Origin of the sequence: Aureimonas glaciei, assembly GCF_014643375.1 — a bacterium.
Lineage (GTDB): Bacteria > Pseudomonadota > Alphaproteobacteria > Rhizobiales > Rhizobiaceae > Plantimonas > Plantimonas glaciei.
Genome location: NZ_BMJJ01000024.1, coordinates 1 through 23,433, shown reverse-complemented (window position 1 = coordinate 23,433; position 23,433 = coordinate 1). Strand labels below are relative to the sequence as shown.

Below are 23,433 nucleotides of genomic sequence, written 5' to 3'. Positions count from 1 at the left end.
CTGGCGCCATCTCGGCAACCTCGTCACCACCATCGGCCCAGACGAATGCAGCAACTATTTCGCAAGCGCCGGCTATGCTTCCAGCAAAACCTGAAACGCTCTAGCTTCGATGATGAAGTCGGGACAGAGCTGGAACTGGTGGTGGAAATAGCGAGTATAGGTTAGACCCCCGTCGCCCAGGTGCTCTATCCAGTCGCTGGTCACCCTGTTGCGGTTGCCGATCGAAAATTCGGAATTCTCCCAGTTCGGCACCTTGGAAAGGAAACGATCACCGAGTTCGCGGAAGCGGGAGATGATCTTGGACTCGAGTTCGTTCACGGGCTTGCTCTCCACTTCGTTTATGACATCCTGGATCTCAGGCAGCGACAGTCCCACGGCATGCATGACGGTCTTCAGGTGCGCGACGACGAAGGTCTCGAAGACCACCCCCTTCGGCGGCGTCATCATCACTCGGGGCATGTTACCCTCCTGTAGCCGACGACCTTCTCCACTCCGAGCCCGTCCAGAATCTTCGGCCCCGGATCACGCGTCCCCGCCAGGACCTCTGCGACATACGACGGCGAGCACCCGTTCGCCGCCGCCCAGGCCTTGGCGGAACCGGCGGTGCGGCAAGCGGCGGCGAGTATCTGGCGGACGTCGGCGGCGGTCACTGCAGCGCTCCGAGGATGACGAGAACCAGCAGCGTGTAGCAGGCGGCGTAAATGCCGTAGGTCCAGCCGGTGGAGGTGATGCGGAGGCGGGTCATATAGTCGCCCAGTCTTCGCGAGAGTCCGGTTCGGTCACGAATCTTGATGAGTACATCCCGACCTCACCGACCAGTAGGGAGATAGCCTTCCTTGCAGCCAGTTCGGCGATGAATCTCTCATTCTTGGTCTCGAAATGGCTTTCGCCATGGACGGCATAGCGAACGGCATCCTCGATGCGCTGATCGGTGACGGCAACAGAGGTGACCACGATGGTGTCGGGGGTCAGGTCAGGAATCGCGCTCATGCCGCGTCCCCTTCCGACCACATCGATCTCGCCATCTCCGCATGCGCCAGGGCCGTCCGCGACGCCCACGCCTCCAGATCGACGAGGTCTTCCGGAGATGCGGTGCCGCCGGCGAGTCCGTGCCGCCCGCGGATGTGCCAGTGGCCCGCGTCGGGGCGGAAGAAGATGACGTGGTCGGCGTCGGCGGCGGCGGGAGGATGAGAGCCGTCTGACATGCGGCGGAAAGCGAGGAGGGTCATGGCCGCGCTCCAATCCGGCGGTCGATGTCGATGATCGCCAACGCCATCACTTCGTCCGCATACGCCGGCGCGTTGAGCGCGCCCTCAAGCCGTTCCCGGACGAGTTCGAGGGTGTCGGTCAGCTCGCGTGTCCGTGCGACGTCCGGCGACAGGGAATGCCCGTCGATGAAGTCGCGCATGGCGTTGAAGGCGATGAGCTTGCCTTCCCCACAATGGCAGCCCGGTCATCGGCGTTCTTCCTCGACGCGGCGATCGTCGCGGCGACTACGCATGCAAGGCAGGACCAAGCACGCTTGTCGGCCGTGTGAGTCTTATCGCAGGTCCGGCAAGTCTGGATGTACTTGCCGGGGGCGTAGCCACCGATGGGCCAGGTGACGCCTCGTTCCGTCAGAGCGGTCGCAAGGGAGTTGTCGACCTCGTCGAAAATCAGAGGCTTCCCCGGCGACGAGGACGGTTTGTGGTTAGGCGCCGTGGCAGGAGCGCCGCTGCCGGTGGGCTGGTGAACGCCGCGCATCAGACCTCCCTCCCCGCCGCGAGGATCTTGGCGACCGTTTCCGGATCCGCCGTCTCCTGCTGCATGTACCGGCGGGCCCGCTCCGGGATCTGCTCGCCCGCCAACTCTTCCGCTGGCTTCAGCATCAGCTTGGCGATCGCCGTCCTCGCGATGGTCTCGGCATTCCCGAGCCCGCCCCACTCCGGGTGGTCCTCCAGCGCCTCGGCGACGGCCATGTCGATATGTTCCTCGGTGACGAGAATGCAGTTCGCACACTCGGGCACGACGATATTCTCGCCACGGTCGCGCTCATCGAGGAGCATCCGGATGGTGTCGGGATTCGCCGCCGCGATGAACTCAGCCAAGGTGCCGAAGTACGGAGCCGAGCATGCCTGGACGGTGGCGATCGCCTGTCGTCCCCGACCCTTGCCGTTGTCGCCCAAGACACTGACGAATTTCTCACCGAAATACGCTTTCGGGTCGGCCTCCCACTGCCACTGGCGCCAATGGGCCGGCAGTCCCTCGATGGCCGCCCGCAAGATCTCCACCCTCTCTTCGAGGGGACGCGACTTCTCGGCAGTGATGCGTTCACCGAGAGCTGCCAAGGACTCGAGGGACGGCCTCTGCTTCTTCGGAAGTTTGTTCCAAGGCTTGAAGGCCGCGATGTGGTCGAGATCGGGCCACATGCCGTTGAAGGTCAGACCCCTGTCGTCGATGGTGACGTGAGCCGGCGGGCGGTGGGCGACGATCTGGATCGGCTCCATGATGTCCGCCCGCATGTCTTCTCCGAACGCCCGGCCGAGGTTCTGGTGAAGCCAATAGAGGATCGCCCGGCGACCTTCCTCCTCCTTGCACCTCGACGACACGATGACGGTGTCGAAGCGGCCGTCGGCATGGAGATCGTACAGGAACGCCATCGCCCCCGGCGTCGGTCCGTCGCTGATCGTCGTCGCATCGGACCACGGCGTCGTGTAGCTGTGCAGGACGCCGTCGAAGTCGATCGCTACCAGTTTCTTGTGCATCGTATGCTTCCTTCGCATTGCGCCCGCTCGACACACCGCTCTTCGACGGCGCCGGGGCACTGGTTTCAGTTCGTGGCGCGCTGCTGCCGCCTGACCGCTTCGATCCGCGCCCGGAGCCTCAGGTTCTCGTTCGGATCCTCACCGCGGCCGACCGCTTCCACCGTCGCGAGGAAGAGCTCGACGAGGCGGCGGTCGGCCTCGGACAGCGCCGATATCTGCTCCAGCAGCCGTGCCGTTTCCGGTGTCGTCGAGAGCGTCTTCGTCGTGCGGCCGACGAGATAGTCCGTCGGCACATCGAGGGCATCCGCGAGCCGGACCAGGATCGTCAGCCCCGGCTGCGACACGCCGGTTTCGTAGAGCGAGAGCTGGCTGCGGGCGAGACCGGCGCGGTCTGCGAGAGTCGTCGCGGGGATGTCGCGCATGGAGCGGGCGGCGACGAGGCGGTCGGCGATCGGCGTCACGACAGGAGCCTCAGGTTGCGGTCGTGCGCGGCCGCCAAGATCTCGCCGATCTCGGGATCTTCGCCGCGCTCCGCCGCATCGAGCGCCGACAGAAGGTCGCCATCGGTTGCCATCGCGACGTTCCTGCGGACGATCTCGACAACCAGCGAGTCCAGACCCGCCTTGCCGGCGTCCGCGATGAGATTGCTGTCGGAGCGGCGGGATTCGTCGCCGACATAGATGATCTCGACCTCAACTGTGCCGTAACGGTCGTCCGTGTGACGAGCCCGGACTTCGACGCCCCCGCCGCCGACGAGGTCGCACTTGGTGACGCAGTCGAGATCGACGCCGGCGAGCAGGCGCATGCTGTGGTCGCGCCGCTGGTGCTGGAAGCTCGCCTCGAGCCGGTCGAGCGCGGACGTCGCGGCCTCGGCGGCGGCGGTGGAGCGGGGGTCGCCGATGGAGGCGATATCGGCGACGGCGGCGCGCAGGGAACGGAGTGCGGCGTTCATGCGGAGGCTCCCGAGATGAAGGCTTCGGCGGCGGCGGGGATCAGGAGCGGCGGCAGGTCGTCGGCGGCGGACTGCTCGGGTTCCGCGTAAAGCGTCAACTTCTTCCAGATCGACCTGACGGTCTCGACGTCGCGGGCATTGTACGACCGGATCTTTTCGAACTCCCCTGCCTTCCACGCGGCCCCGACCATGCTGCCGTCGAACTCGCCCTTCAGCGGCAAGTCGAGAGCCAAGCAGAGGCGATCTTGGGAAATCCGCCCGCCGACACCTTCCCAGTAGGTCATCGTGTCGAACACTCTTTCCGGCTGCCACGGCTTGGCATCCACAGGCCACCAGGACGGTGGTCTGATGCCGAGGACGAGGGCGCGCTTCCAGATCCAACGGATGTCGAAGCCCAGCACGTTGTGCCCTACGATCGTTGGCGGACGACCGAGTTCTGCGTAGACGCGCTCGCAGGCCGCGAAGAGACGGAGGATGATCTTCTTCTCGGTAGCCACGTCGTATGCTGCGGGAGCGTCGTCGGTCGCCTGCTTGACGCTGGTGGCGGACAACACCGGTCCGTCACCGATCGCGAGGGAAACGGCAGCGAGCCTGCCGCAGCCGCCGTCGAATGCCGTGTCTGCGATCGCCTTGGCGGTCGCGCCCGGGCGCTCCTCGACATCCCACTTCGCGATGCTGTCCGCCTTCTTGTACGTGCCCGGCGGCGAGATGATGGAGGCGATGTAGGCGAGGATCGACTCCCGATCGCTTTCGATCGTCTCGATGTCGATGAAGATGTGTCCCTTGATCATGTGCGGTAATCCTTCGCGAAGTTTCGGTTGTTCGAATTCGTCCGAGGCGGACGAGGGGTGATTTAGATGCCGGCGTGGTGATCGCGGACGGCGTCGTGCCGGGCGAGCGTGATGAGTCTGGCGGTGACACGAGAAGCAGGCTGGGCGACGTAGCGGGCGATCTGCGAGACGGGCGCACCGTTGCTCGACATCGCCGCGATGAGATCGTCGAAGGGCTTTTCGTGCTCGATGATCCGGCTGCGGGGACCAACGAGCCCATAGTAGCGGATGCAATGCTTGACCCGTCCGGCGCCCAGTCCGAGACGGTCGGCGATTTCGGTGCTGCAGGCGCCCTCTTCCACGAGCTTGCCGATGGCATCGATCTGATCGGCCGAAAGCGGCTTCGTCCAGCGCAGGCCCAGTTTGCATGCGTGCGTCGTCACCGCAGCAGGCGTCCTGCCGAGGATCTTAGCAATCGCCTCCGGACGAACACCGTCCGCGACGAGACGCCGCAATTCAGCGTCCTGATCGCTCCACAGGGCCCGGTTCACGCTGACACCGAATAGCGCTCGACGACCTCGACCGGCAGCTGCAGCCGCCTTGCGATCCTCGACGACTGCCACCCTTCCCCGGCGAGATCCCTGATCCTCACCTGCGTCGCCGCCGGGATCCGCCGCATCGGCTGCAATCCCAGCCTGTTGACCGTCGTCGAGACTGCACTCTCCGTCCGCCCCAACGCCGCCGCGATCGCCCGGATCGGCTCGCCGGCGATCATTTTCGAACGCAGGAGATCCCGGTCCTGGTCCGTCCACGGCGTCGCCGCCGGTTTCGTCTTCTCGCTCATAAGCCGCCTCCGAATTTCACTTTCCTGGGGTGAAAATAGACAAGAAAACGATTCATACAACAACCAATTCACGGTTTTTCGCAGATTTCTCAGTATACATCGTTTGTTCTCATCTATACGACAAATATTTTGTCGTATAGTACCGCCAGTTACGCTTAATCTGGGCGTGAGAGGACCGGTACTGGTTGCGATAACTAGCCATCAAATTCGTTCGAACTTCGAAGGATTCCGGGTTGCTCAAGAACGAGGGCGGAAAATCTTTCTTCGGCATGCGTTATCAATCCTTCAGGATCGAAGGATCGGAAATCTGGCGCGCGAAGGAGTCGGCGATGAGAAAGCTGTTGGGGAGGATATTGCAGGGGCTGGCGACGCTGGTGCTGGTGCCGGTCGAGATGGTGATCAACGGCATCCGGACTATCGTGTCGGTGCTGACGCCGGCGCGGAACCAGCAGTCCTACGACGATGCACTGCAGGTTTTCACGGAAGAGAACTCGGCCGATGCCATGGCGGCGATGGCCAAGGCGAAGCAGTCCGGGTCCGCTAGAAAGCCGACGGAGTTCGACCGGATCCGATCTGCGGCGTCAGAGAGGGGTTACGGACGCGCCATCCCTCCGCACCTGCTCGATCCATCGAGGCCGGCGGAGAGGCAGTTGATCGAATGGCTGATGCCGCTCGACAAGCTGCACCTGACGCACATCGCAAACGCGAGCGACAGAATGCTGAGGCTCCATCTCTCGGGAAAGAGCTCCATCGCGGTACCGCTTCTGCCGGTAATGCAGGCGGTCGTCGAGCAGAAGAAGGCGGCTTCGGCGCCGCTGACAAAAATCGAGTGGGTCCGCGAGTTGATCCGACGCGCCGCCGAGTCCGGATCCGATCCGGACGGCGACATGCTCGACGAACTGCTCGCGCAGGCCGACGATCTGGCGGCCCGGAACGCGACGCTAGAGGACTACCCTCCGGCGCCCGCGCCGAAGGTCGATCGCGTCATCGACGACCGCGAGGACGCATAGACAACTCGTCCTCGGCCTCGGCCAGGCGATCGAGTGCCAAGGTCAACTCGGCAGCCAGAGCCTTCGCCAGGCGACGCTCTGCGCGCAGTGCGGAGGAAAGACAGGCGACGGCGGCGGGACCGGAGCGGTCGATCATGCGCTCCTGTGCAGCCGCGTTCGCAGCGGCCATCGCGAAACCTTGGATGGCACCCTCGAGGCCACGGCAGAAATTGTGCGGGTTGTAGCTCATCGGGGCATCCCTCGCCGTTCGGACGCGGTCGGCATCTGCCGGGGCATCACATGAAGCATAGGAGCACAGAATGGCTGACGAAGAGTTAATGCCGACACCGGTGCCGCGCTTCCGGTCGCGGTTCGAGAAGCGGCGGCAGGCCGGTTACAGCGCCAAACATCGGGAGCAACACGCGGACGTGCCCGTCATGCGCGTCGTCGATCGGGTCATTGTCGAGGCCCTGGGGCTGCACCTTCAGACTCTGCCTCCCGAGGTCGTCTCCAGCCTGGCACCGGCCATATCCATGCTTGCAATCAACGGGCTGGAATTCGCGGGATACGACAAGAAGGCGTCCTCGAAGGCCGTCGGCAAACGGCTTTTGTACCTGATGTCCACGAACCCTCGAGGCCTCGTCCGAGCGGCGCGCCACAGGGCCGCTGTCCGCCAGAAAGATCTCACCGCGGAAGACGGGAAATCCCAGACACCCCCGTTGTCTGATCAATGCGCGGAAGACGGAAGCCCAGCGCATAACAGACCTACACAGACGCGGGATACCGCATGACCGCTTCCGACAAGACCGCCCTCCGCGCCCAGATCGCCGCCGCCTTCCTCGCCGAACTCGCCGAACTCCATGGCGACGGCGCCGTCGATCTCGACCTCGTCGATGCATGGCTCGTCGTCACCGCGGGCTGGTCGCGGGCGCATTTCGACTGGCACGCCGATGCCCTCGATGATGCCATCGTCATCGCCCGCGCCATGTTGGATCCGGTGAATTTCGATGGCGACGAACCGAGCGAGCCGGAGGAGCTGGACGTCGGAGAGTTCGTCCGGCGGCGGCTGGAGGACCGGGACGCGCCGCCGATGGCGGTCGCGCGGATGCGACCGTAGGATGTCGGCAATCTCGTTGCACACATAAACGTGAACGATGCGGGCGGTACCCCATCTTGTTGCTGGCAACCAAATAGCACACATTATCGGCAAGGCAGCGACCGTCGCTGTCGGAGCCGAGGTGTCCTCAGATGTCCAAGACCGTTTTCGCGAATTGCGTCGCCGCCGTAGGGCTCTCGCTGGCCGAGGTCGCCAAGATCCTCGGTCAATCCCTCAGCATGGTGCAGAAGAAATCCCAGGGGCAGAGGGCGATGACGCAGGCTGATGCCGACGCATTGTCCGTGCTGTGGCACCGCATCCGCCAGGAAGACGTCCAAGGGCTGCCCGAGGGCGCCGTTTCGATGTCGCATGCGCTTCGGGTTTTACGCGGTGCTGCCGGCGTGGATGCGCCGCGGCGGGGGAGACCAATTCGGGTGGCGGAGCCGGTCGTCGATGAAGAGGACGACGCCGAGGAATGACGCTCGGAAGCTCCGGCGGGTGGCGATGACGACGGTAGACCACCTGCCCCACCATTTTCGGAACCGGCTCGGGGATGCAGGAAATCGCTGGGACACCGGGGCGCAGACGACCTACCCCACCACTCGCGTAACCACTACGCGCTTGAACCGAATCAAAATTCAGAGCTGCTTGCAGAACGACGAAGGCCCAAGTCCGGCAAAGACTTGGGCCTCCAATTCGAAACCAGGCCGGCAAGGGCACTGGGTGTGACGAGAGGAGACTAGCGGAAACGCAGAGTCCCTTCAACCCGCCCCGCCGGCTCCACAGAGAGAAACCGGCGAAGAATGCTTTCACGTACACCGATCATCGAAACCCTCGCCTCGGACGGGCTCGTCTGGGTTGACCGGCGCCCGACCTGGGACGAACAGGACCCCTCCCGCGGCACGGCCTACCGCGGTGAACAGGCGGCCCTCGTCAGCCGCTGGGATGTCCGGTCCTTCGCCGACGAGTTCTCATCCCGGTTCCGGCTTTCCGCGAACGCGGCGCGGATCGCGATGGAGCTGTGGTCGGAGGCGACGACCCTCGGCCGCTGGACGAGCTACAGCCGCAGCGACGAGTTCTACGCTCTCTTCCACGACTCCGTGCTGCACACCAAGCGCCGGGTCTGCGGCGGCATCGACGAGTTGGAACGAGCCGGGCTGGTCGAGAACTGGCGTCAGAAGAAGTACGTCTTCGGCTGGCAATCGGCATGCCGCGCCAAGCTCGAACTCGTTCAGATGGTTCAGGCGGTCATCGACGCAGGCATCCGTCCATACCCGCACCGGCCGGAGCGCTCCCTTCTAGTCCGAGACGAGGATGGGGAGCCGATACCGATCCGGAGCAGCGACGAGACCCGGCGAATGGCACGGCAGGTGGACGCTCTCAACACCGGCATCCGGAACGCGTCCATCTCCAACGGCATGGCGGCGTGCCTGCGCCGAATCTTCCACGGCAACCTGCAGCGCGGCGGACGGCTCTACGCACTCGGCGGGGCATGGCAGGTCCTGTCGAAGAAGCAGCGCGCCCAGATCACCATCGATGGCTGCCGCGTCGTAGAGTTCGATTACGGCTCCATGCACGCGACGATGCTCTACCGCGATGCCGGTCTGGTACCGCCGCGGGATGCCTACGACCTGCCCGACTGGGACCGGGATCTCCAGAAGGCGGCGTTCGTCATCATGATCAATGCCGACGACGAGGACCAGGCGATCCATGCGATCTCGAAGAAAGACGAGATCTGGGCGGTGGCGGTGCCGGATACGGACGATGCAAGGATCGCCGCGACGGCCCTCTACCGCGAACTGGCGCATCGTCACCGAGCGATCTCGGACGCGTTCAGCAGCGATGCCGGGGCCGGTCTGATGCGACGGGAGTCGGACATGATCGTCGAGATCCTGATGGCGATGAGGAGAGCGGGAGAGACCGTGCTGCCGGTCCACGATTCCCTCATCGCCAGAGAGAGTGCCGGAGACCTGCTGATGACCGAAATGAGGGCGGCTGCCGACCGTGCAGGACTGCTCGGAATCAGGATCGAAAAGGTCGAGATCGACGACGATGTTCGGGAAGGCTCTAGCCCTTGTGGCATAAGGCTTTGCTCTCAGAACGTCATGTCTTACCCTCTTTCTTTCTTTCTTCCTTCTTCTCCTTCTCTGACGATTCAGAATCTGGCTCTTACGGGCGACGCTTCGATCCTGACGGGCGCAGCACGGAAGGATCCTGCTACCGTCAGCACCGACTCCGACGCAACCGGTTTAAACGCCGCAGAAGCCCAAATTTCCATCGGAGCCGATATTCCCCTGCCCGAAGCCGAATCGGGCAGCTGGGATCATCTGGAGCAGCCTGAAGCCATATCGCTAACCGTGATCTCTGTTCCCGATGACGCCCAAGTTGCGGGGATCACGGATTCTGCGGCAGGAGGCGCAGCCGACCTGATCTACGGTGAGATGACCGTCCTGAATGCCCCAGAAATGGAATCTCAGGCCGATACATCCAATTCCACATCCGACGCCGAAATGCGGCCTCAGCCCCATCCCGACGCCATCAGGCGGGGTCAGTTCATCGGCATGACGCTGTCGATCGGCGGCAGCATGAAAGTCGTCAGCTTCGACCGCATTCTCGCCGCCATCTCCGCCGCCAAGAATCCCATCGTCCTCCAGGAGCCCATCACCGTCATGTCCCAGTCCCGCACCCCTCGGTCGGCAGGCCGTCGCCTCATGCTGAACTCGCTTTTCGGCGATGCCGTCGTCTGGACGGATCCCGCGGGGAGCACGACCGTCGATCTGAGCATCGCCGGACGACCGCCGGAGACCGAGACCGCCGCTTCGCACGAAGCGGGCATCGAGAGGGCACTGCAGTTCCTGCGGTCCGTTGAGGACCCGCGCTGGCCGCAGGACGCATATTGCGCGGTCTACGACGGCCCATATAATCCCAACTTCTCGCTCGACGAGAACCGTGCTCGCTTCAACGTCGGGAGGAGGCCGTGGCCGATCACGCCTCAGCCGCGGTTCCGGGGACACCTGGATGCCGACCGCGTGAAGCCGGCACCGGCCGTCCCGATGCCGGAACCGGTGATGCCGGCGCAGGGCACTCTCGTCTGCCCCGAAGCACGGGGAATCGGTTGGCGTCGCCTCCAGGTCGCCCGCGACGGCTCTGCACTGACCGACGTCTGGCAGACGTTGCGACCGCAGTACCGAGGCTTCGGAAAGCCGGGAAACATCGCGGAATTCCAAGCCTCCGTCGCTCCGATCCTTCTACATGCCGCCGGCGTCGACATCGTCCTCGGCTCCACTACCCACGCCGAGGCGATGGCGATCGGACGCCGGTTCGTCGGCGACTGGAACATCCGCGTCATCTACGAAGGCGAGTACGACGCCGACCTGTCGCTCGACGAGAACCTGAAGCGCCAGAGCGCCGCCAAGATCGCCCGACGGCAGCGGGAAGCCGAGCCGGACAAGCCGCGTTGGGAAAACCACGAGATCCCCGACGACATCTGGATCCGTCCGTACGGGGCGGCGTCCGACATTAAATCGGCTGCCGCTCGACAGAACGCGGCGTTCTCGCGTCGAGGGCTGAAGCCGACCCCCGACCACGCCTGACGGCTTCCATCTTTCCCGCCGCCTCGGCACCGTCGCCGCAGACCAGGAGCAACCATGACCGCATCGACCGCGCCCGCCCCCATCCTCAACATCGGAGCCGCATGATGGCCCGCCCGCCACTCGTCGAACTCGACCGCGCCTCTCTCCGCCGTTTCGAGCGCAACCTCGACGCCCTGGGCACCGTCGTCGTCCCGTCCGCCGCCAAGGATGCCGCCCGCAGCGCCGGCAAACAGGCCCAGGTTCTGCTCTCCGTTGCCTTCCGCCGACACATCGGGGGTGGACCCGCCCCCGCGACGCGGATCCACCCCGGCTCCGCGTCCTCGTCCGTCCTCGTCGTCGAGAGCAAGACCACGGCCGACGAAATCGGCATCGACCTCCAGGTCTCGCCCCGTGCTGCACGTTGGCTCCAGTTCCAGCTCGGCGACCGCAAGCGCCGGCGCCCCGGCGAGGTCGGTGTCGCCCACAGTGCCAACTGGGTGCCGCAGACGAAACGCCTGCGCCGCTTGGGCTTCCGGATGCCGTACGGCAACCTGGCGATGGGTACGCTGGCGGAACTCGTCGCCATGTCGCAGTCGCAGACCTCGGACACGACGGGCGGCGTGTTCTACCGCGAAGCCCGCAAGAAATCGGCTGCCGGCTTCTACAGGCGCACAGGACGCGACACCGCACCGCAGCTCCTCGTCGCCGCAGCCAGGCAGAGCCGATATCGAGGGAATATGAAGCTGCAGGCGGCGTGGACGAACGCGGTGGAACGCGCAGGGGGACGCATGACGGCAGATGCTGCGAGGGAGATCATGAAGCGGGTGGACAGGATGGCTAAGGGTGGGAACGGCGGCGGCAAGGTCGATGGGCCGACCGCGTTCGAGAAGTAGCGCCAGACGCCAGTCCGACGGATTACACACGAACAGACCGAACGTGTGCAATCTGTCGGAGCCGACGCCAGTGCAGGTACGGGAGTACCCACCCGCCGTCCCCACTCCCCATCCTCCGGCCGCCGAAACCATCCCCCGCCGCCAACCTTCCCACCTCGCGTTCCCCTGCCCTCCACGCCGCAGTCTACTACGTAGACCGCCGCCCCTCGGCCTCCGCCCGGCGTCGTGCGGGACAGCGCCGCCGACGATCCCACCTCGCCGCCCCTTCCGCCCACCTCCGGCATCGATGCCATCAGAACGCATCCTGACGCCTCCCGGGGGCATCCGTCGAAACCATGTGCGGACGCCATCCGCAACTTCGACGCCTGTGAGTCATTCAGGGCGGCGCTGCTCAGAACGCGATCTGGTGGCATCTGTCCGAAACCATGCGGCGACGACATTTCCGACAAACAGCCCCCGTCTGGGCGATCCTAGCCGGCGATGGCTCCCGGCGGCCGCCTGTGGAGAATGTCCGTCGCCGGTGTGGATGTCGGCCTTCGCCTTCTTCGGCGGCGTGCCGCTGTCGATCCTCTACGACAACACCACGATCGCGGTGGCCAAGATCTGCGGCTACGGCAAGCGGGAGCGCACTCGGGCCTTCACCGAACTCCAGAGCCACTACCTGTTCCGGGATCGCTTCGGGCGGCCGGGCAAGGGGAACGACACGGGCAAGGTCGAAGGGCTGGTGAAGTATGCACGGTCAAACTTCATGACGCCGATCCCGCAGGCGGCGAGCTTCGACGAAGATATCGCGCCACTTCGGCCTTTCCGGCGACCGCGATCTCGGCTAACTGCAGCGCGACCTCTACTGGATGAAGACCGTGGGCGGTGAGGCGATGCTGCGCCGAATAGACCATTCCGGCACCGCGTTCGGCGAGACCCCGCCCGATTCAGTCGACGTGGCAGCTCCTGTCCTCGGAATACGTCCCGTACAACTACACGAAGTTCATCGATGGCTACGGCCATTTCGTCAACGGCATCTGCCAGCAGAACGGACGCATCGCCTGGTACGCGGTCTACAACCTTCATCCCAACGAGTCGGTAGGTCTGGATCCCCTCGTCGTCCAGCACGTCCCGGCGCCCGAGGTCCACCACCCCCGCAACCCGACGAACGGCGCCAACCGCGGCGAGGTCCTGCTCGCGCCGGCGCCGCTTCGGGCGATCACGGCTTCCACGCTGGAGGATCGCCGCTCACCTGTTCTCGAAGGGCGTGATCGACGCCGTGTCGAGCCGGGACATCGCAGGTTCCATCCGGCGACGCCGAAATCACGGTCAGCAGGAAATTGGCACCATCCTCCACTGCGCCGGCATTAGCGCAAGGACGGGTGCGCTCCGGCAAGGCAGCAAAGTCCTCTCGTCCGCGCGAAATGAGGACGACGCGGGCGATGACACCGGTTCAGTGAATCGTCTGACGTACGTGGGCGCGCTCGAACAACCGGTCAACGATCCGCGTAGGGTCGGGGAAGCGCTTGTAGAAGTCATCGACTTCGCGGTCATGCTGACGGCGAGACCAGCCAGCTTCGCCTGAGACTCGGGCCTGGCTCTCAACAATCCGTTCCAGAACCTCCGAGGTCTCCTGCGAGAGCGTGACTTCACGCTCGCCAAGTGGCCGCCCGGCCTCATCCATCACAACGATGAGCATGTTGCGTCGCTCGCTGTGCCCTCGCCGTGTAAGGTATCTCTCACCGGGATCCAGCAAACCAATGTGGAACGGCATGTCGAAGATCAGTTCACCCCTTCTCGTTCCGGGGTTTTGGAACCGGGCTAGCATGATCCCCGATTTGCCTGAGGTAAGAATGCCGACCTCTATCTCGCCGTCGTTGATCGCAGAAACCTCTGGGGGTCGAATACCCGAAAGACGGATCAGGGTCATGAGGCCACATGGACCGACGCACAACGTAGCCCCGTCTGTCGGCAGCAACGGGAAATCGGGAAACCCTACACCTGAGACATCAGGCTCGGATACACCACCTGGCGCCGAGGCCCGACCCGCCTGACCTTTGAGGAGGATTGCCCAGGCGATGGTCTCCGCCAGGCCGGTGAACTCCCGCATCATAGGTTCGTATAGTGAACTCCCCCAGCGCTCCCGCAAGGTTGCGGAACTCGTCTCGTCCTGCAAAGAAACCAACCAAGGGAGCGGCGGACAACCAAGCAGCTTATCGAGAGCAGGCAGAGCCTGACGATAAGCCATCGCGGACCACATCTCCGCGGCAGTCTCTTCTTCCCAAGCAACCACGCAGGTTGCGAAATTCAGGCCGTCGCGGCTAAGTTCGAACCGCTTTGCTCCCTGACGATCCTGATCGATAAGGCGCACGCTCCAGGCGCCGAGGCGGCCCTCCCCGGCGTCGATGATTGGGTCCAGAGCGTTCAAGGCAAAGAAATTTACCTTCGATCGCGGCGCAGCGTGCGAGCTTCCAGAATTCAGGTCCAGAAACTGGAGGCTTTCTGCGCTTTTATGTTCGGATGACTTAGGAGTGGTCTTGTTCATGTTTTTCATCTTCTCGTTTTCGATGTTGTCTAGCTTTTTGTTGCGGATAATTTCGCGGCTATTACGAAGGCTGCGGTAAAGGCAGCTCAGCCTCATGCTCGCCCGGTGGCAACGAGATAGCTGTTTGGTTCAACGGAAGGCTCGGTGCCGCGATCGAGCGTTGCAGTTTTCGGCTCCACGTACTCGTCGATCGTTGAGAACCCCTGTGGCTCAGGGGCTTGAATCGCCGGAAGGCCAAGCTCCCGAAGAAGAGCAATGACTTCGGCCCTGGCGTGAGCTGAGGCGTCCGCAGTTTCGGCACGCTGTCTAAGTTCGGTCTCCAATGACTTCGTTCGACCGAAGTCGTCCTCGATGTTCGCCAGGCGCAGCAACAAATCGTTTTTCTCGTTTCCCAGGCGCGATACTTTAGCAATAAGTTCTGCGTTTTCGGCCTCGAGAGAGTCAATTCGTGCTGCCGAATCAAGTAGCTCCTCCTGGTCAGCCTTCGTGTTTCGAACGAAGACAATACGTTCTTCCTCGAAGCTACGCTTGGCCTCGTTCCGCGCAGCTTCCCAGATCGGCGCTTTCGCAGCGTCGATTGCTCGCAGAAAATCCTCAGGATACGGAGCGGATGTGGCCGCGGGATCGACAGATGCGCGCAGCTCGCGTAGATGCCGTGTTATAGTGAGTTGTGCACCTCCGCCGAGATATTCACGAACGCTAAGCGCCGTAACCTTTACTCCTGTTGCTTTAAGCGCAGCAACCGCGGCAGTTACACTTTCCTGAGTTGCAATCGCTTGAGACATGCTCACCCTTTTTGGTTCAGTTTGGTTCGGTTCAGTTCGGTTCGGTTCGGTTCAGTTCGGTTTGGTTTACTTCGGTTTGGTCAGTTCGGTTTGGTCAGGTCGGGTTATTTCGGCTCATTGCTTTGGTATCGGGTTGACCGCAGTGGGTACGGCAGAGATTGCAGCAGCGTCGGGTCCTATTTTAACTTGCCTAAGGTAGGCCCCATCGACTAAAAGAAGACCGCTGCGGTCACCAATGAAGGTCATAAAACACACAACAGGAGCGCCGTCAACGATATGGTCCACGATGAAGGTCAAACTCAGCGAAGTAAGCGTTTGTATGGTAAAAAAAGTGAAAACAAGGAAGAGAGGGTTACCGTTCGACTAAAGGGTGATGTTCGAGACACGGCAGCCCGTGCTGGATTTGCCGTGAATTTGGGTGAAGTACCCTTCATCCGAATGGCTCTCGTCGAGACGCTCGTTAAAATGACCCAAGGAAGCGAGGCCGAGGATGCGGCCCGGATTAAGGCCGAACTTGAGTCGCCTGTGGACGGGCGATCGATAAGTATTGAGGATCAATCAACGGGTGGACGAAAGGATGGGGTCGTAAGCATCCGTATTTCTTCGACCGTAGCGCGGCTGCTTATAAGTGCCTGCGCAGCTACTGGACGATCCCCAGCAAATTTTGTTAAATGGTCTTTGATGATTAAGCTCAATGAATTAGGATATAATCCTCTGGTCAACCCGTTTATTTTATCAAGTACGGTTATTAATAAGCATACTTTGGCAGAAACTCGCGAAAAACTTATACGGAACGGCCGCGTAGAAAAAATTGAAAAGGAAGGATAATGCAGCCTGAGGCCAGATTTAACAACCTGATAGAAGGGTCCGCTCCCATCGTCATTACTAATGCTGACGTCCGATAATGGATGATTATCGGACAAAGCAAGGCCAAAATTACCGATACCAGGAAAGCGAAAAATCGACCGGCATCTTTCGCATGATCGTTGGCGGGGAGAAGGGGGGACACTCCGCCAATTACGCCGAAACCCACATATCCCGGGGCTTCGAGACCGGGCGCGCACGGATTACGATACACGGCACGATACACCACCCGATACACGGAGCCCATAGTCGTTCAGATGGCGAGACGTGCAGGCCGGATTCGTGGCGAGTGAAGTCGATGAGATGCGGAAATGATTTCCACAGTGTGGAGCGCACCCCGTTTTGACTGGACAGGTGGCATAGCCGATAAGGCATAGGCATCCGCCTATGAGTACGACTATGTCGAAAGCTCCTGATGGCCCGTTTTCGCGGGTCGAAGTGATTACCTCCGTGCAGCGCCGGCGGCGATGGTCGACGGCCGAGAAGGTCCGCCTCGTCGAGGAGGCGATGCAGCCGGGAATGAGCGTGTCCTTCGTGGCGCGGCAGGCGGGTGTCTCGCCGTCGCAGCTCTTTGCCTGGAAGCGCCGGATGCTGGAGGGCGGCCATGCCGCCGTCCAGGCGGACGAAGATGTCGTTGGCACGTCGAGGGTCCGCGATCTGGAGAAGCGGGTCCGCGACCTCGAGCGCCTGCTCGGCCGCAAGACGATGGAGAACGAGATCCTCAAAGAGGCGCTCGACGTCGTCCGCCCAAAAAAACGGACGTCGCCCTTGCTGTCCTGGAGCGATCCGACGGACGGTTCACGGTGAGCGCCGTGGCACGGACGCTCGACGTCGCTTGTTCCCACATCAACGAGCGACGCGGCAAGACGGTGACGCCGCGGGGGCCGTATCGCAAGGCGGAGGATGCCGAGTTCTTGGCGCCGATCCGTGCCATCGTCGACGCTCGGCCGACCTACGGCTACAGGCGTGTGACGGCGCTGTTGAACCGTCGCCTGCGCTCTGAAGGGCGCCCGACAGTCAACGCCAAACGGGTGCTGCGCATCATGCAGCATCACGGCCTGACGCTAGAGCGTCATACCGCCCGGCTCTCCGCTGGCATCGGCCTCTCCTTCGGCAAGCCAAAGAAGCGACCCTAAACAGGCCAGCAGCACCCGCCCCACCCGGGCGACTTCATCTCGGGATGGCGGGCGACTTCAATTCGGAACGGTGGGCGACATCATCTCGGAATCGTGGGCGACATCAGTCGGAATTCGCAATCGGTCAGCCCGATGCTAGACAGGCGACCATGTAGCTCGTCGTTACGCCGTACGCAGTCATGCCGAAGCGCCTGTTGACGTGTTCGAACAACTTCGCCGTCCTCTCATCCTGCCGCCGCCATTGCTCCCAGTACGATAGAGCGCTACCTGACGACTTCGCGTTTTGCTTGGCCGTCGCCTTCCCGTCCGGCGTGGAAGGTCGCAGATAAGCATGAGGGTTTCAGTCGGGAGACGAACGAATGGACATTGATGCCCCCAAGGTAGTCCTTGTCGTCGACGACGAGCCGCTCGTCCTCATGAACGCTGTCTACATGTTCGAGGACCTTGGCTTCGAGGTGCTGGAGGCTCGCGGCGGGGCGGAGGCCATGTCGGTGCTCGAGAGCCGGCCCGACGTTTCGCTGTTGTTCACCGACTGCCGCATGCCGGGCATGACCGGGCCGGAATTAGCGGCGGCTGCGTCGCAACGATGGCCTTCACTGCGCATCGTGCTCGTGTCGGGATACGTCAACCTGGACCAAGTCCGGTGGCCGTTGGTCGGCAAGCCGTACGACGTCGAGACGATCGAGAGGATCGCCAGGGAATCCTGAACCCTACCGTCGCTCGAGAACGCTCCTGACCTTGTCCAACAGCTCCTCCAGCGTGAATGGCTTCGTCAGCAGGTCGACGCCCGCGTCGAGCACGCCGTTGTGGACCACGGCATTCCGCGTGTAGCCCGTGGTGAACACGACCTTCAGGTCGGGACGTCGCTTCAAGGCCTCGTCGGCCAGCCTGCGCCCGTCGACCTCGGGCATGACGATGTCGGTGAACAGCAGGTCGACTGACGGATGCAGCTCAAGCAGGCGTAGCGCCTCGCCTGCCCCGTCAGCCTCCAGGGTCCGGTAGCCGATCTCCTGAAAGGCATCCAGGGTCATCCGCCTGACGGTTTCGTCATCCTCCACCACGAGGACGAGTTGGGTCGTTTCCTCCGGGAGAATGGCGGCCGAAAAGCTTTCTTGCTCGATGGTCTCGCCCTCGCCGATGTGGCGCGGCAGGTAGAGCTTCACGGTCGTGCCCCGGCCAGGCTCGGAGTAGATTTTCACGTGGCCGCCGGACTGCTTCACGAAGCCGTAGACCTGGCTTAGGCCGAGCCCCGTGCCCTTGCCAACCTCCTTCGTGGTGAAGAAGGGGTCGAATGCCTTCTCGATGACGTGCGCAGACATGCCCGTGCCGCTGTCTGTCACTGCGATCAAGACGTACTGACCTGGGGCCAAGCCGATGTTGCCCGCAGCGTAGCGATCGTCAAGGTGAGCGTTTTGTGTCTCGATCGTCAGCCTCCCGCCTTCCGGCATGGCATCGCGTGAGTTGGCGGCGAGGTTCAAGATCGCGTTCTCGAGCTGGTTCGCGTCGACCAGGCAGCGCCACAGGCCGCCGCCGCCCACCGTTTCAAGCCGGATGTTGCCGCTGAGGGTATGGCGAAGGAGATCCGACATTCCGGATACCAGTCGGTTGGCATCTAGTGCTTCGGGGTTGAGAGGTTGCTGACGCGAGAAGGCAAGGAGCCTTTGCGTGAGGGTAGCCGCACGCCTGGCGCCTTCCATCGCGTTGTCGATGTGGCGGCGTGACCGCGGATCGCTACCGTCGGCTCGGCGACCTAGGAGGTCGAGCGACCCGATGACAACGGCCAGCATGTTGTTGAAGTCGTGCGCGATGCCGCCCGTGAGCTGGCCGACGGCTTCCATCTTCTGCGACTGCCGAAGGGCCTCCTGCGCGAGGGCCAGTTCCGCCTGCGCTTCCATTTCTCCCGTCACGTTGCGGCCGGTCGCGAAGATGACGCCGTTCTCCGGGGCCGCGACCCAAGAGATCCAGCGGAACCCGTCGTCCTTGTGGCGGTATCGCACGACCGTCGCGTCCAAGGAGTCGCCGGTCGCGATCGACAGGGCCTCCTCCGTCTTGGCGATATCTTCGGCGACAACGAAATCGAAGACAGGCCGTCCGACCATGTCCTCAGGTCGCCAACCGAGAATCCGCGTCATTGCTGGATTGATCGCCCGAAAGCGGCCCTCCATGTCGACGACGATCGAGATGTCCTGCGAGTTCTCCCAGAGACGGTTACGCTCGCGAGTACGCTGGTCTACCTCGGCCTGAAGCGTCTCCTTCGCGGCGCTGAGCACCGAGAGCGCTACCCGCTGCTCGTGGATGTCAGTGTTCGTCCCGATCCAGCGCTTGGCGCCATCGTCACCCGGCACGGGTTCTGCCCTGACCACATGCCAGCGAAAGTTCCCGTCGGCCCGACGGATCCTGAACTCTGTCTCGTAGCGTAACTCGTTCTTGACGGCATTCGCCCAGCTTGCCCCGGCCGCTTTCAAATCGTCCGGATGTACGAGCCGGGTCCAGCCGGCCCCAAGCAGCTCTGCCTCCGTCACGCCGCCGTAGGCGTAGACCTTCTCGTTGAACCAATCGAGAAGACCGTCCGCGGTCGCCGTCCACACGTGGTTAGGCACCGCCTGGGCAAGCGTGCGGAACTGAGCCTCCCGCGCCCGCAGCGCAGCCTCGCTCTCCCGTAGCTGGCGCTCGGTCTGCACCTGCCCGGTGATCTCGTTGCAGGCGCAGAAGAAGCCCTCGATCACGCCGCCGACGCCCCGCACGGGCGTGTAGGAGAAAGCGAAGAACGTCTCCTCGGGATAGCCCCTTCGCTCCATCACCAGCCGGATCGCGTCCATGTGGACCGGATGTCCTGCATAGGCGGACTCTACGATCGGAACGAGATCGTCGGCGATCTCCGCCCAGACCTCGAGGAACGGGCGTCCAAGGGCCGCAGCATGCTTGATCGCAAGGATCTTGGCGTAGCCGTCGTTGTAGATGAGTATCTGTTCCGGACCCCAGACGACGAACATGGGATGGTTCGACCCGAGCATGATGCTGACCAATGTCTTCAGCGACTGCGGCCAGAACTCCGCGGCACCCAAGGGTGAAGCGGTCCAGTTGCGTTCCCGGATCCGGCCCGCCATCTCGCTCGACCCAGCCAAAAAGCTCTGCATGCCTGTTCCTCATGTAAGTGGCGGCAGCTCTGGTAGCCAGCAAATCCGCCACGCGAAAGACACCTGGTGCCAGTTGCTACGAGAGCCAACGCCGCCATGGCAAGCTGAAGCGTGGGACGGCCGCTTTAGCTTGCCATGGCGACTGATCCGAACTGATCCCGGAACCTGCACGCTTACGGGGCGATCCATTCAGTTCGTTCGACGCCTAACCCCTCTGAGGGTGCATCCAGCGTGAAGACGACGCCCTCCGGAGCGTAGTCAATCGACGCGGCGCCACCGAACTCTGCTGCCAGCGCTCGTTCCACGATGCGCCCACCGTAGCCCTTCGATGAAGGCATTCGGACTTCGGGTCCACCCTTTTCCGACCAAACAAGCCGCAAGCGTTCGTCCACGATGGCCCAGTGGATTATGACCGTGCCGGACGGATTGCTTAGCGAACCATAGCGCAAGGCATTCTCCCCCAACTCGTGGATCGCAAGCGAGAGCATTGTTGCGATCCTTGGCCTCAAGCGAAAATCCGGTCCGTCGACGACGATCCTGTCGCCGACCATTTTGTGGATGGGCTCGAGAGCGTTCCGTACGATGTCGCCGAGCAACGCACTCGCCCATGCCTCCCGCGTCATGACATCGTGACTGCGCGCCAAGGCTTGGATGCGCCCAGCCACCGCGTTTGCCACGTCGGAAGGCACCGCCGAGCCCTTGAGCGTCTGCACGACGATCGACTGTACGGTCGCCAGCGTATTCTTTACCCGGTGGTCGAGTTCGCGGTTGAGAAGAAAGCTATGTTCCTCTGCCCGCTTGCGCTCGGTCACGTCGAGGAGCGAGGCGAAGAAGTAGGAGAGTTCGCCGTCCGCGAACACCGGGGACATGAGCAACGCGTTCCAGAATGTCGTGCCGTCCTTGCGGTAGTTCAGGATGTCGATCTGGATCGGCTTGCGAGCGTCGACCGCTGCACCGATCCTCCGGATATCCGCCTGGCGCGTGGCGGGTCCCTGAAGGAACCGACAGTTCTGTCCAAGGACTTCTTCGCGCGTATAACCTGTCTGTTCGAGGAAGGCATTGTTGCAGAACACGATCGGATTGTCGGGAAGGGTCGGGTCCGAGATGATCATCGGCATTCGCGTCGCTCTCACCGCGGACGCGAATGGGTCCTTGCTGCTGCCAGTGGCGATGTGGATCTCATCGTCAATACTCGGACGTGGACTGTCTGCCAAAGCTCGTGCCTTCCGATGCTGTCTTAGATCAGCCGCCCACGAGCCGGCGGTTCTGATCCTGACGCGCTCCATTGTCGTTTCACCAGAATGACGTTCGAGACGACAATGGGTTGCATGGCTCCCACCGCCAGGATCGGCTCCGCCACCATGCCCACCTGTCTAGGCGCTCAGCCTATCTCCCTGAATTTTCAAAGTGACGACGAGCCCCTCCGATTGCCAGTCGAAGTCAATCGATCCACCCAGTTGAACCGACACGCTTCGGTTCAAAAGTTTCGAGCCGTAACCGCTCGTCCCCTCAGGTGGCTTCACCGCCGGGCCGCCGCGTTCCGTCCAGACGATCTCCAACTCCTTGCCCGGCGTGTCGCACGCGATGTCCAGCATCCCATTGTCCGAAGAGAGCGCGCCGTACTTCAACGAGTTCGTGGCAAGCTCATGGATGACGAGAGCCAAGGTGGTGGCGGCAGCCTCGCCGACACCCATTCGCGGAACCGACACCCTGATGCGGCCGCTGAAGGCACCGAGGTCGTCGTATGGCGCGAGCAATACCGTGAGGAGGTCTCCCAGAAGCGCAGCGGTTCCTTGCCCGCCGGGCAGTGGGCGTACGAGGTCATGGGCGCGACCAAGAGCCGTGAGACGCCGTGTGAGGTCGTGGGCCATCTCGGCTGCGGTGGTGGTCGAACGAGAAGTGATGCTGGTTAGTCCGGAGGCGATGGCCAGCAGGTTCTTTACGCGGTGGCTCATTTCACCCGCCAGCAGTTCGTTCGCCTCCTCCGCCTGCTTGCGACCCGTGACATCGAGAAAGACCCCGAACATCGACCGATTGCTGATGCCATCGTCGCTCCCCTGTCCCCGGGCGGAAATCCACCGGACCTCGCGTCCGATCATGATGCGAAAGTCGATCTCGTAAGAACCCATGATCGCACGGGTCGCCGAAAACGCGTTTCGGACCCGGTCCATATCCGCCGGGTGGATGTGCGCGGACAGATCCTCGAAGGTGACCGCCTCCCCAGGTGACACCCCCCAAAGGTCGGTCGCCCGCTCATCAAGATCCAACGCGTCGGTGTCCACGTTCCACGACCAAAGCGCGACTCCTGCGGCTTCGATGGCCTGGCGCAAACGCTTGGCGTCCCATTTCTGTGGAGTCTCGGTGGAAGGTGTGCTCATCGTATCCCCTCTATGGCCTTCCGACACCAGTAACAGCTTTACCTCGCCCGATCTCCTGAAGTGGCCGCTTCTGCCCCTCGCTCGACGGCAAGCTAAGTGGCGGCTTACCACTTTATCGGAATTGATTTCCGGTGCCGCTTCGGGCCGCTTCCGTCATGGACTTGTCCGTTACGGCGGAACGCTTCCGGGCGGCCTAGCATCAGCCATGATGTGCTACATAAACGGCGCATCATGATCGGCAGCTTTCGACCGAGCCGAATCTCGGGAGCGGCAGTCACCCCGTGCGCCTCCATCAGCCGGGCGGCCAGTTCCGGCATGGTGATGTCGGGTTTAGCTTCGACCGCCCCGATCAGAAGAGCCTCGAACACCTCCAGCCGACCGCTGCCCGCGGGGACGACTCTGTTTGCTTGGCGCAATTGATCCCGACTGCGCCCGCCGCTGATCCAGCTTGATCGCAAAGCTCTCGCTGACGCCGAAAAGACTCGCCGCCGCCCGCCGTGACTGCGCCCTGTCGATGAACCCGACGACCCGCTCGCGCAGATCGATCGAATAGCTCTTGCTGATGATCCATCTCCTGAAAAGAGCGAATCACGACAGTGCTTGCAAGGGAAGCGGGCCGCAGACTCGATGTCAGCCCGACACTTGTCAACGGCGGAGCAATTCCAGGCCAGTGTGGCGGAGTAAAACCAGGCCACGCGTCCGAGAGGGCACGACACAGGAAAGGGCCCGATCGGGCCCTTTCCTGT

Annotated in this window: 25 protein-coding genes and 2 pseudogenes; 10 read left to right on the top strand and 17 right to left on the bottom strand. The window is 62.8% G+C overall.

Going from position 1 to position 23,433, the window contains the following annotated elements:
• Positions 1 to 72 precede the first annotated feature (72 nt).
• The 11 genes from IEX88_RS26450 to IEX88_RS26400 all read right to left on the bottom strand — a co-directional run bounded on the left by IEX88_RS26450 (position 73) and on the right by IEX88_RS26400 (position 5,310).
• Positions 73 to 459 (bottom strand): hypothetical protein, encoded by a 387-nt coding sequence (locus IEX88_RS26450; RefSeq protein ID WP_188855475.1) that lies wholly within the window; start codon positions 457 to 459, stop codon positions 73 to 75.
• Positions 447 to 650, bottom strand: coding sequence for a hypothetical protein (locus IEX88_RS26445; RefSeq protein ID WP_188855474.1), 204 nt, complete (start codon positions 648 to 650; stop codon positions 447 to 449). Before IEX88_RS26445 ends, IEX88_RS26450 begins: the two co-directional genes overlap by 13 nt.
• 91 nt (positions 651 to 741) lie before the next feature.
• On the bottom strand, positions 742 to 990 hold the full coding sequence (locus tag IEX88_RS26440) for a hypothetical protein (RefSeq protein ID WP_188855473.1): 249 nt from the start codon (positions 988 to 990) through the stop codon (positions 742 to 744).
• On the bottom strand, positions 987 to 1,229 hold the full coding sequence (locus IEX88_RS26435; RefSeq protein ID WP_188855472.1) for a hypothetical protein: 243 nt from the start codon (positions 1,227 to 1,229) through the stop codon (positions 987 to 989). Before IEX88_RS26435 ends, IEX88_RS26440 begins: the two co-directional genes overlap by 4 nt.
• On the bottom strand, positions 1,226 to 1,408 hold the full coding sequence (locus IEX88_RS26430; RefSeq protein WP_188855471.1) for a hypothetical protein: 183 nt from the start codon (positions 1,406 to 1,408) through the stop codon (positions 1,226 to 1,228). Before IEX88_RS26430 ends, IEX88_RS26435 begins: the two co-directional genes overlap by 4 nt.
• 334 nt (positions 1,409 to 1,742) lie before the next feature.
• Positions 1,743 to 2,804 (bottom strand): hypothetical protein, encoded by a 1,062-nt coding sequence (locus IEX88_RS26425; RefSeq protein ID WP_188855470.1) that lies wholly within the window; start codon positions 2,802 to 2,804, stop codon positions 1,743 to 1,745.
• 5 nt (positions 2,805 to 2,809) lie between these two features.
• On the bottom strand, positions 2,810 to 3,205 hold the full coding sequence (locus IEX88_RS26420) for a helix-turn-helix domain-containing protein (protein ID WP_188855469.1): 396 nt from the start codon (positions 3,203 to 3,205) through the stop codon (positions 2,810 to 2,812).
• Positions 3,202 to 3,696, bottom strand: coding sequence for a hypothetical protein (locus IEX88_RS26415; RefSeq protein ID WP_188855468.1), 495 nt, complete (start codon positions 3,694 to 3,696; stop codon positions 3,202 to 3,204). Before IEX88_RS26415 ends, IEX88_RS26420 begins: the two co-directional genes overlap by 4 nt.
• On the bottom strand, positions 3,693 to 4,487 hold the full coding sequence (locus IEX88_RS26410; protein ID WP_188855467.1) for a 3'-5' exonuclease family protein: 795 nt from the start codon (positions 4,485 to 4,487) through the stop codon (positions 3,693 to 3,695). The genes IEX88_RS26415 and IEX88_RS26410 overlap by 4 nt, the downstream gene beginning before the upstream one ends.
• A gap of 62 nt (positions 4,488 to 4,549) precedes the next feature.
• Positions 4,550 to 5,017: a hypothetical protein gene (locus tag IEX88_RS26405; RefSeq protein WP_188855466.1), complete on the bottom strand. Its 468-nt coding sequence runs from the start codon at positions 5,015 to 5,017 to the stop codon at positions 4,550 to 4,552.
• The gene (locus IEX88_RS26400) at positions 5,014 to 5,310 is read right to left on the bottom strand and encodes a hypothetical protein (RefSeq protein ID WP_188855465.1); all 297 of its coding nucleotides are present in this window, start codon (positions 5,308 to 5,310) and stop codon (positions 5,014 to 5,016) included. The genes IEX88_RS26405 and IEX88_RS26400 overlap by 4 nt, the downstream gene beginning before the upstream one ends.
• 233 nt (positions 5,311 to 5,543) lie before the next feature.
• On the opposite strand from IEX88_RS26400, the gene IEX88_RS26395 reads away from it, so the two are divergent.
• Complete coding sequence (locus IEX88_RS26395) at positions 5,544 to 6,320, top strand: hypothetical protein (RefSeq protein WP_188855464.1); 777 nt, start codon at positions 5,544 to 5,546, stop codon at positions 6,318 to 6,320.
• Here the strand turns inward: IEX88_RS26395 and IEX88_RS26390 are convergent.
• Positions 6,295 to 6,549 (bottom strand): hypothetical protein, encoded by a 255-nt coding sequence (locus tag IEX88_RS26390; RefSeq protein WP_188855463.1) that lies wholly within the window; start codon positions 6,547 to 6,549, stop codon positions 6,295 to 6,297. The genes IEX88_RS26395 and IEX88_RS26390 overlap by 26 nt on opposite strands.
• 70 nt (positions 6,550 to 6,619) lie before the next feature.
• Between IEX88_RS26390 and IEX88_RS26385 the strand changes: the two genes are divergently transcribed.
• The 6 genes and pseudogenes from IEX88_RS26385 to IEX88_RS26360 all read left to right on the top strand — a co-directional run.
• On the top strand, positions 6,620 to 7,090 hold the full coding sequence (locus IEX88_RS26385; protein ID WP_188855462.1) for a hypothetical protein: 471 nt from the start codon (positions 6,620 to 6,622) through the stop codon (positions 7,088 to 7,090).
• Positions 7,087 to 7,416 carry a hypothetical protein gene (locus tag IEX88_RS26380; protein ID WP_188855461.1) on the top strand — a complete coding sequence of 110 codons (330 nt, stop codon included), beginning with the start codon at positions 7,087 to 7,089 and terminating at the stop codon, positions 7,414 to 7,416. The genes IEX88_RS26385 and IEX88_RS26380 overlap by 4 nt, the downstream gene beginning before the upstream one ends.
• 131 nt (positions 7,417 to 7,547) lie before the next feature.
• Positions 7,548 to 7,874 carry a hypothetical protein gene (locus IEX88_RS26375; protein WP_188855460.1) on the top strand — a complete coding sequence of 109 codons (327 nt, stop codon included), beginning with the start codon at positions 7,548 to 7,550 and terminating at the stop codon, positions 7,872 to 7,874.
• Positions 7,875 to 8,198: 324 nt separating this feature from the next.
• Complete coding sequence (locus IEX88_RS26370; protein ID WP_188855459.1) at positions 8,199 to 10,988, top strand: hypothetical protein; 2,790 nt, start codon at positions 8,199 to 8,201, stop codon at positions 10,986 to 10,988.
• A 104-nt stretch (positions 10,989 to 11,092) separates the two neighbouring features.
• Positions 11,093 to 11,860 (top strand): hypothetical protein, encoded by a 768-nt coding sequence (locus IEX88_RS26365; protein WP_188855458.1) that lies wholly within the window; start codon positions 11,093 to 11,095, stop codon positions 11,858 to 11,860.
• 526 nt (positions 11,861 to 12,386) lie between these two features.
• Positions 12,387 to 12,686: pseudogene (locus tag IEX88_RS26360) on the top strand (IS21 family transposase); the annotation flags it as partial.
• A 609-nt stretch (positions 12,687 to 13,295) separates the two neighbouring features.
• Here IEX88_RS26360 and IEX88_RS26355 read toward each other — a convergent pair.
• Together IEX88_RS26355 and IEX88_RS26350 are read right to left on the bottom strand one after the other, a co-directional pair.
• Positions 13,296 to 14,387, bottom strand: a complete 1,092-nt coding sequence (locus IEX88_RS26355; RefSeq protein ID WP_188855457.1) for a hypothetical protein — start codon at positions 14,385 to 14,387, stop codon at positions 13,296 to 13,298.
• A gap of 92 nt (positions 14,388 to 14,479) precedes the next feature.
• A complete protein-coding gene (locus IEX88_RS26350; protein ID WP_188855456.1) occupies positions 14,480 to 15,172 on the bottom strand; it encodes a DNA-binding protein in 693 nt (230 codons plus the stop codon).
• A gap of 276 nt (positions 15,173 to 15,448) precedes the next feature.
• Here IEX88_RS26350 and IEX88_RS26345 point away from each other — a divergent pair, with 276 nt between their 5' ends.
• The 3 genes and pseudogenes from IEX88_RS26345 (at position 15,449) to IEX88_RS26335 (ending at position 17,879) form a co-directional block, all read left to right on the top strand.
• A complete protein-coding gene (locus IEX88_RS26345; RefSeq protein WP_188855455.1) occupies positions 15,449 to 16,000 on the top strand; it encodes a hypothetical protein in 552 nt (183 codons plus the stop codon).
• 423 nt (positions 16,001 to 16,423) lie between these two features.
• Positions 16,424 to 17,121, top strand: a pseudogene (locus tag IEX88_RS26340) (transposase); the annotation flags it as partial.
• A gap of 410 nt (positions 17,122 to 17,531) precedes the next feature.
• Positions 17,532 to 17,879, top strand: a complete 348-nt coding sequence (locus tag IEX88_RS26335; protein WP_188855454.1) for a response regulator — start codon at positions 17,532 to 17,534, stop codon at positions 17,877 to 17,879.
• A 3-nt stretch (positions 17,880 to 17,882) separates the two neighbouring features.
• On the opposite strand, the gene IEX88_RS26330 is transcribed toward IEX88_RS26335, so the two are convergent.
• The 3 genes from IEX88_RS26330 to IEX88_RS26320 form a co-directional block, all read right to left on the bottom strand.
• Positions 17,883 to 20,309: a PAS domain S-box protein gene (locus IEX88_RS26330; protein ID WP_210319344.1), complete on the bottom strand. Its 2,427-nt coding sequence runs from the start codon at positions 20,307 to 20,309 to the stop codon at positions 17,883 to 17,885.
• A gap of 173 nt (positions 20,310 to 20,482) precedes the next feature.
• Positions 20,483 to 21,427, bottom strand: coding sequence for an HWE histidine kinase domain-containing protein (locus IEX88_RS27155; protein WP_188855453.1), 945 nt, complete (start codon positions 21,425 to 21,427; stop codon positions 20,483 to 20,485).
• A 255-nt stretch (positions 21,428 to 21,682) separates the two neighbouring features.
• Entirely contained in the window at positions 21,683 to 22,687 is a 1,005-nt protein-coding gene (locus tag IEX88_RS26320) for a sensor histidine kinase (protein WP_188855452.1), read from the bottom strand.
• Between the last annotated feature and the right edge of the window lie 746 nt (positions 22,688 to 23,433).